We start from the raw sequence: 7,625 nt of genomic DNA, 5'->3' as shown, positions 1-7,625 counted from the left end.
GTTCGGCGAGCAACTCCTCGATGTCCCGGTACGACAACGCGAACCGCAGATACCAGCGAACTCCCAGAACGATCACCTCCGGTGGGAACCGGAAGCCGGCGAACTCCGAGGCCGAGACCGGGACCGGCGGATGAGGACGGCGGTGCGCCATCATCCGATCATGCCTGGCCGCCGGGACGGACCACAGCGTCCACCGACGCAACAGTGCGCTGCACCCACCGGAAGATCGTGACGTGATCGACGTCGAGGCCGCGTTCGGCCAGCAGTTCCTCGACGTCGCGGTACGACAGGGCGAACCGTAGGTACCAGCGGACGCCCAGAACGATCACCTCTGGCGGAAGCGGAACCCAGCAAACTCCGAGGGCCGGGACGACAGGTCGTACACGCCGACGACGCACTACTCGATCATGCCTGAGCGGATGGCCCGACCGCTGTGCACCGCCAACGCAACAGAGCCTCGCCGAGATCATTGCTGAGACCGCGGTCACGGTGCTCCTGGACCGCATCCCCGACATCGCCCTCGCCATCCCTTCTGTCAGCCTCCTTTGGCGTCCCACCTTCTGGGTCCGCGGCCTGGCCGAACTCCCCGTCATCTTCACCCCGGCCTGAACACGCCTGGCGGCGCGCTCGGCCGCGGGCGCGCGGCCAGACCAACTGGACGACGCCGAGGCCGCGACGGCTCAGGGCTTCCGGGCGACCGCTTGCCCCGGACGCTGTGGCGTCCGCCCGATCGTCGGCCGGAACAGCGCCATGTCCGGACGAGGACGTCTGCTCTGCGGGCCGGCCCCCACCCGGGAGCCTCCCTGTCGTCTTCGTCGGACTCGGAGCCGCGATGACCGCGCGGCGCACTCAGGAACGGGGAGCCTCCCCTTGGGGCGAGAAGTCCGGTGACCGGAGCCCGTCGCGCAGGATCGCGAGCACTCGCGTGGGGTCCGCGTCGTGGTGCGCGAGGTGACGCAGCGAGAGGAGGGTACCGGTCAGCACCGCCATCAGGTCGGCGGTGTCGATGTCGCCGCGTACCTCCCCGCCGTCCTGCGCCCGGACGAGGAGGTGGCCGATCTCATCGCGCAGGGCGGCGGTCATCGCGGCTACGGATGCCTGCATGTCGGCCCTGGTGGAGGCGATCGCGTCGATGAGGTCTGTCTTCGTCGAGGCGTCGACGGCGAGGCGCTCGATGAACTTGAAGAGGGCTGCTCCTGCGTCGTCGGCGTGGCGCAGGGCCCGCGCCTCGGCCAGCAGGGGGTCGAGGCGCTCGTGGATGACGGACTCGAAGAGCGTCTCCTTGGTGGGGAAGTGGCGGTAGAGGGTGCCGGGCCCCACACCGGCCCGGCGCGCGATCTCGTCCAGCGAGACGGACAGTCCGTCGGCCGCGAAGGCCTCCCGGGCCACCTGCAGAAGCCGGTCGCGATTGCGGCGCGCGTCGGCGCGCAGTGGCCGGTGCTCGGTCTCCATCCGGGTCTCCCTCGGTCCGAGGTTCTCCAACCGGGGCGCTGTCTCCGGTACAGTGGTCGAACCGGGGCGCTGTCTCCGATTTTACTCGTGTCCGCTGTGGCGCTCGGCGTGAGAACGCCGGTGGTGACGGCGGCGTCTTGGTCTCGTGCACCGCCGGCCCGTACCAATTCGCGAAGGAGAACCTGATGACTGTGGCCAGTCAGCCGACGTCCGTGCCGGCCGCGTTCCTGGCGCTGGACTTCGCCGCGTACATCGTCGAGAACTTCAGCCACAACGCCGCCATCGCCGAGCACGCCGCGGGCGCGCTGGACGCGGCCCGCTCCGCGGGGCTGCCCGTGATACACGTCGTCCCGGCCGGGATGCAGGATCGGATCCATCCCCTCCTCGTGCCGGTCGGTGACGAGCCGGTTCTGACCAAGAGCAGCATCGGAGCCTTCGCCACCACGAACCTGCACGAGCTCCTCCGGGCCGCGAACATTGAGAAGATCATCCTGGCGGGGGTGGCGACCTCCGGGACGGTGCTGTCCACGACCAGGTGGGGGGTCGACGTCGGCTACCAGGTCACCGTCTGCGCCGAGGCGTGCGCCGACCCCGACCCGCGAGCCCATGCCGCGTTGCTCGACGAGTCGGTCCACCCACAGAGCTGGCTCGGGCTCTGGCGCATCGCCGATGTGCTGAACACCAGCCAGGTCACCGAGCTGCAGCCCGTCGCGGGATAGCCGGGTTCCGCACGGCCCGCCTATCGTCCTGCGCCGCGCGGTGACGGGCCGTCGGCCAGCAGGCTGTGCAGCTGTCCGCTGGTCTGGGTTGAGCAGGTTGTCTGGGGCGTGGCGTTACGCCTGCGCCGGGTCGCGTCGCGGAGACGGTAGTGGACGGTGGCCTGGTGCGCGGCGGCGGCGAGGTCGAGGGGCAGCAGGTGCGGCGTGGCGACGCATGCACCGCAGCGTGGTGAGACCTTGGGGCCGGTCGAGCAGCGACAGCGTGACGTCGAGGGTTTCGGCGCGGGCGAGGACGGTGGCGAACGGGGAGGGGAAGTGGGCGGCGTGTAGCCCGAGTGCCGCCTGGGTGATGGCCTCACGGCCGCCGGCCGGTCGAGGTCACCACGGACAAGGCACCGGTCTACCCGCGGGTCCTCGACCGAACTGACCGCAGCGGTCTGATCATCACGGCGCCCTCCCGGTCTTGGCGCGCCTCGCCGAACGCGCACGCGTTAGAGCCCAACGGGGCATCCGGTCACGACGCGAACCAGTCAAGGCCGACAACTCAACATCAACAAGGTTGCGAGGGTGGCTCCCAGCGTGAAAGATCGAGGTTAGTGACGAGCCTGGGTTCCGATGACGGACAGCAACTGCAATTTTTCGTGGTTCTCACTGCCGGGAATGGCGGTGTAGACGAGCAGTGAATGCGACTGGTTCGGATCGAGTAGCGTCTGGCGGGTTAGCACCAATGCACCGAGTTCGGGGTGGATGAAGTGTTTCACCTCGTTGGGGCGAATGCCGATCTCGTGGTCGTTCCACACCTCCCGGAATTATGAGAGGAGTTCACTCCTTTCTTCGACTACGACGTGGAAATACTTCGGGTGCTGTGTTCCGCGAACGCGATCGAGTCGCTCAACGCCCGCTACCGGCGGGCGGTGCGGGCCCGAGGGTATTTCCCCAGCGACCAGGCCGCGCCTTGAAATGCCTGTATCTTATGACCCGCAGCCTCGACCGGCCGCGCCCGGTGGATCGTCCGTTGGAAGCCCGCGACCGACGCCTTCTCGATCACGTTCGGTGACCGTTGGCCGTCTGCCGAGACCTACTGAGCAAAGTTGCCGGAAACACCGTCTATGGGACGGYCCCCCTCGAAGACGTTCGCTGTTCTCGCGAAGCTCACGGGTAAGGAATGCGGCACCAGGGGCAAGGGTCGCTGTGCAGACGACAGTGTGATTCCGCACCGGTGCGGCTACGACGAACCACCCTGGTCGTGGTGACTGCCTGATTGGTTCACGCGCTCTTGTGCCCGCGAAGATCGGAAAAGGACTACAACCGGTGCACCCCACGAGATCTGAAAAAGGCTTTTACTGACGTTGAACTTGTGAGGTGAGCGGCTTTGGAGGTTCGAGTCGTAGTCCGGTTCCGGATCGAGACCCATGACAGGCCGGATCGACTCCATCCCCCGAGACCCTCACCGCACCCGACTGGGAGAATCCTCTCAGTCGGGTTCCGCGCAATCTTGCTCATCGGCTTTCTGCCGGCCAGGCTGTGGATTTCGTTTCGAGGTACTGGTCGAAGCCGACTTGTCCTTTGTGCCGTCCTATGCCGCTGGCCTTGTAGCCGCCGAAGGGCATGTCCGGGCCGGACGCCGAGCCGCCGTTGACGTGGACGGTGCCTGTCCGGAGGCGGCGGGTCACCGCCAGCGCCCGTTCCAGCGATCCTGACATCACTGTGCCGGACAGGCCGTAGGAGCTGTCGTTGGCGATCCTGATGGCGTCTTCGTCGTCGTCGAACGGGATCACCGCCAGGACGGGTCCGAAGATTTCTTCCTGGGCGATTGTCATCGAGTTATCGACGTCGACGAATAGTGTCGGTCTGACAAAGTACCCCTTGTCGAGTCCTTCGGGCCGGCCGGTGCCGCCGACGACGAGGCTGGCTCCTTCGTCGAGGCCCTTGCGGATGTAGCCGAGTACGCGTTCGCGTTGCTTCGCCGAGATGACCGGGCCGGTGACGGTGTCCGGTTGCTGAGGGTCGCCGACCTTGACGTCGGCGTACATGGCCTCGAGCAGATCGACGCCTTCGTCGTAGCGGGAGCGGGGGAGCAGCATCCGGGTCGGGATGGCGCAGCCCTGGCCGGCGTGGATGCACGCCGCGATGCCCATTCTCGTGGCCGTCTGCAGGTCGGCGTCGTCGAGCACGATCGTGGCCGACTTGCCACCCAGCTCGAGGAACAGTCGCTTGAGGGTGGCCGCGCCCTTCTCCATGATTCGTTTGCCGACGGCCGTCGACCCGGTGAAGGCGATCATGTCGACTTTGGGGGAGAGGGTCAGCTCCTCGCCGACGAGGTGGTCCGACGACGTGACGATGTTGACAACCCCAGGAGGGAAGTCGGTGTGCTCGGTGATGAGGCGCCCGAGGCGGGTGGCGTGGAACGGAGTGTCCGGCGCCGGCTTGAGTACGACGGTGTTGCCGGTGGCGAGGGCCTGGCCGAGTCCGTGCAGTGTGATCTGGAGCGGGTAGTTCCACGGCACGATGACGCCGACGACGCCGATCGGCTCGCGCCAGATCCTGCGCGACGTCAGCCTTCCGCTTCGCGGGTCGACCTTGTCGCCGACGTCAGTCTCCCATGGGTACTCGTCGATGAGCTTGGCCGGGTGGCGCAGCGCGCCGGCGAGCGGCGCGTCGAGCTGCTCGCCGATGGTGGTCGCCCGAGGGCAGCCGACCTCCGCGATCAGCTCCTCGCGGAACTGTTCGCGTTCCGCCTCCAGCGCCTCCTGCAGCTGGGAGAGGCAGTGCTTGCGGAAGGCATGGTTCGTGGACCAGCCGGTCTCGTCGAACGCCCGGCGGGCAGCGTCGACGGCGCGGTGCATGTCGACGGCGGACGCATTGGCGACCTGGCCGAGTACCTCCTCGGTCGCCGGGTTGACGTTGTCGAAGGTTCTGCCCGTGGCGGCCTCGACGAGCTTCCCGTCGACGAGCATTCTCGACTCGAACTGAGGCGTGTCAGCCACTGCGCCTCGCTCCTTCCGTCCAGCGGGCAGCAAGGTCGGGACGGCGTTCCAGAGGTAGCCGACCTCGCCGTCGGTCTCCGTCACGGGTCGCTCCTCTCAACCGAATAGCACGGGGATCGCTGTCGGGCCGCGGTGGTACATGCCGATGATGCGGGGTGGTTCGGCGTCGGTATCGAGTCGAAGGTTCGGCAGCCTGTCGAGCAGGGCGCCGATGCCCGTGTACATCTCGGCTCGAGCGACGTGCATCCCCAGACACACGTGGGGTCCCCCGCCGAATCCGAGCGCGGGCTTGGGAGGGCGGGTCACCTCGAAGGTGTCAGGCCGTTCCCAGCGGCTGGGATCCCGGCCGCCGGCACCGAGTGCGAGGTGCAGCACCGCGCCTTTGGGAAGGTGTGTGCCGTGGAACTCGATGTCTCTGGTCAGGAACCGGGAGAACATGGGATTAGTGGGTGTCCACCGCAACGATTCGTCGATCGCGTTGCGTAGGAGCTGCCGGTCGGTGCGCACCGCGTCGAGAAGTTCTGGGCGCTGCAACAACGTGGTCAGGACGATACCCATCTGTCGCCACGTCGTGCCCGATCCCGCCATGAGCAGCAACACCGCGAACGAATAGATCTCCGCGTCTGACAGCCGATGAGCGTTCCCATTGTCGTCCTGCACCTCGGCGTCGACGAGGACGCTGATGAGGTCGTCCTCGCGAGCCGCTCGGCGGGCCGCGACGATCGGCGCCAGCAACGGGACGAGCTCGGCTGGTTTGCCCAGTTCCTCTCGGATCGCGACGGCCTGCTCAACCGCGACCCCGAAGCTGCCCGTGATCGTCAGTACCGGGACGGCCGCGGAGAAGTCGACGTTCAGGTCCGCGTAGCCGTCGTCGACGAACCAGTCGATCAGCGCGTGCACCGTCGTCTCGATCCACCGTTCGGTCCACCAGCGCATCCGCGGTGGCACGAACGAGGACTGCACCAGCCTCCGGTAACGGCGGTGCTGGGCGCCGGCCATGGAGAAGATGCTGTTCAGCGGAGCGAGCTGCCCGTCCTCGAGGTCGACCGCTACCGGCGAGGAAGCGAAGACCTCCTGGTTCCGCAACGCCTCGTCGCAGGCCGCGAACGTGAACGCGGTGAAGTGCGGCCGGTCCTCGAACGGCAGTCCCTGGAACATCACCGGGCCGTGGCAACCGGTCAACTCGTGCAAGGTGCCGGGATGCACCGCTGCCTGTTTCCGAAGCTCGTGCCACCTCGGGTACGGATCGTCGGTGTAGTCCGTGACCGCCCCGACATTCGCCTCGTTACGGAGGTCGAAGACCTCGCGTAGACGCGCGCGGTCGAGTAGTCCGATGCTGTCCGGTCTGGTCATTTTGCCACGTATCCTCCGTCGACGGGCAGCAGCACGCCCGTGATGTTCGAGGCTCGATCTGAGACCAGGTACACCGCCGCCTCGGCGCAGTCCTCCGCCGTGATCGGGCGTCCCAGCGGATGGATCGACCCGACGTGCTCGGCGTACTGCTCGAGGGCGTCGGGTGGGATCCGTGTCCCGCCTGCCGCGGTGAAGTTGGTGGTGTACGGCATGCCGGAGGGGCAGATCGCGTTGACCCGGATACCGAAGGGTGCGCATTCGGCGGCGACGCCGCGGGTCAGCTGGTGGACGCCACCCTTTGTCGCTCCGTAGACCACGTCGCCCAGGCCGATCAGACCGGCGACCGAACCCGTGTTGAGAATGACACCGCCGTCGCCCTGCTTCTTGAACTGCGCCACCGCGTGCTTGCAGCCGAGGAACACCCCGCGCAGATTGACGGAGGTCAGGCGCTCGAAGTCCTCGACCGTGTGGTCCTCGATCGCCCTGCCGCGCTGCGGCGCCGGAATACCGGCGTTGTTGAACATGACGTCGAGCTGGCCGAACTGCTCGGTGGCGGTGGCGACGGCGTCGGCGACGTCCTGCTCGGACGCCACGTCGCACTCCTGGGCGATGGCGACGCCGCCAGCAGCCTCTACCTGGCGCACGGTCTCCTTCGCCCACTGGAGTCGAAGGTCGGCGCAGACGACCAGTGCGCCCTCCTCGGCGAACCGCAGGGCCGAGGCGCGACCGACGCCCGACCCGGCGCCGGTGATCACYGCGCTTTTCCTCTCGAGTAACACCGTCACACTCCATCGTTTAACGCGAGCTGGATCGCGCTGGTTGGGCACGCCTCCGCCGCAACGCGAATCGCGTTGATCGGATCGGCGGCCGAATCCGTCACGACGGCCTTGGCGTCCTCGTCATGGTCGAACGTGCCGGCCGCATAAACGAGACAGATACCGCTACCCATGCATCGCTCCCGATCGACCGTTATCGTCCAGGTGTCGTCCACCTCGAACCTCCATGGCAGGGCCGGATGGACTCTATCCCCCGAGACCCTAACCGCGCCCGACTGGGAGAATCATCCCAGTCTGGCTCCGCGCAATCTTTGCGCATTCGGTCAATTCTTTGATGT

General features: G+C 67.2%; 6 protein-coding genes and 4 pseudogenes. 2 read left to right on the top strand and 8 right to left on the bottom strand.

What is annotated here, in order from left to right; translation table 11 throughout:
* The 3 genes and pseudogenes from BCD49_RS34770 to BCD49_RS34765 all read right to left on the bottom strand — a co-directional run.
* Positions 1-154: pseudogene (locus BCD49_RS34770) on the bottom strand (IS6 family transposase); the annotation flags it as partial.
* Between the two features lie 55 nt (positions 155-209).
* Positions 210-329: pseudogene (locus BCD49_RS42765) on the bottom strand (IS6 family transposase); the annotation flags it as partial.
* A gap of 520 nt (positions 330-849) precedes the next feature.
* Complete coding sequence (locus tag BCD49_RS34765; RefSeq protein WP_007515072.1) at positions 850-1,452, bottom strand: TetR/AcrR family transcriptional regulator; 603 nt, start codon at positions 1,450-1,452, stop codon at positions 850-852.
* A gap of 185 nt (positions 1,453-1,637) precedes the next feature.
* Here BCD49_RS34765 and BCD49_RS34760 point away from each other — a divergent pair, with 185 nt between their 5' ends.
* Positions 1,638-2,171 (top strand): cysteine hydrolase family protein, encoded by a 534-nt coding sequence (locus BCD49_RS34760; protein WP_007515071.1) that lies wholly within the window; start codon positions 1,638-1,640, stop codon positions 2,169-2,171.
* Between the two features lie 593 nt (positions 2,172-2,764).
* Here the strand turns inward: BCD49_RS34760 and BCD49_RS34755 are convergent.
* Positions 2,765-2,980, bottom strand: a pseudogene (locus tag BCD49_RS34755) (MmyB family transcriptional regulator); the annotation flags it as partial.
* A 6-nt stretch (positions 2,981-2,986) separates the two neighbouring features.
* Between BCD49_RS34755 and BCD49_RS41460 the strand changes: the two are divergent.
* Positions 2,987-3,256, top strand: a pseudogene (locus BCD49_RS41460) (transposase); the annotation flags it as partial.
* Positions 3,257-3,670: 414 nt separating this feature from the next.
* Here the strand turns inward: BCD49_RS41460 and BCD49_RS34750 are convergent.
* The 4 genes from BCD49_RS34750 to BCD49_RS34735 all read right to left on the bottom strand — a co-directional run bounded on the left by BCD49_RS34750 (position 3,671) and on the right by BCD49_RS34735 (position 7,502).
* Entirely contained in the window at positions 3,671-5,128 is a 1,458-nt protein-coding gene (locus BCD49_RS34750; RefSeq protein WP_051467136.1) for an aldehyde dehydrogenase family protein, read from the bottom strand.
* Positions 5,129-5,254: 126 nt separating this feature from the next.
* Positions 5,255-6,511 carry a cytochrome P450 gene (locus BCD49_RS34745; RefSeq protein ID WP_007515066.1) on the bottom strand — a complete coding sequence of 419 codons (1,257 nt, stop codon included), beginning with the start codon at positions 6,509-6,511 and terminating at the stop codon, positions 5,255-5,257.
* The gene (locus tag BCD49_RS34740) at positions 6,508-7,290 is read right to left on the bottom strand and encodes an SDR family NAD(P)-dependent oxidoreductase (RefSeq protein ID WP_007515065.1); all 783 of its coding nucleotides are present in this window, start codon (positions 7,288-7,290) and stop codon (positions 6,508-6,510) included. Before BCD49_RS34740 ends, BCD49_RS34745 begins: the two co-directional genes overlap by 4 nt.
* Before the next feature lie 2 nt (positions 7,291-7,292).
* Positions 7,293-7,502 (bottom strand): ferredoxin, encoded by a 210-nt coding sequence (locus BCD49_RS34735; RefSeq protein WP_007515064.1) that lies wholly within the window; start codon positions 7,500-7,502, stop codon positions 7,293-7,295.
* Positions 7,503-7,625: the final 123 nt, after the last annotated feature.

Origin of the sequence: Pseudofrankia sp. EUN1h (assembly GCF_001854645.1) — a bacterium.
Taxonomy (GTDB): Bacteria; Actinomycetota; Actinomycetes; order Frankiales; family Frankiaceae; genus Pseudofrankia; species Pseudofrankia saprophytica.
This window is presented reverse-complemented; position numbering and strand designations above follow the sequence as displayed.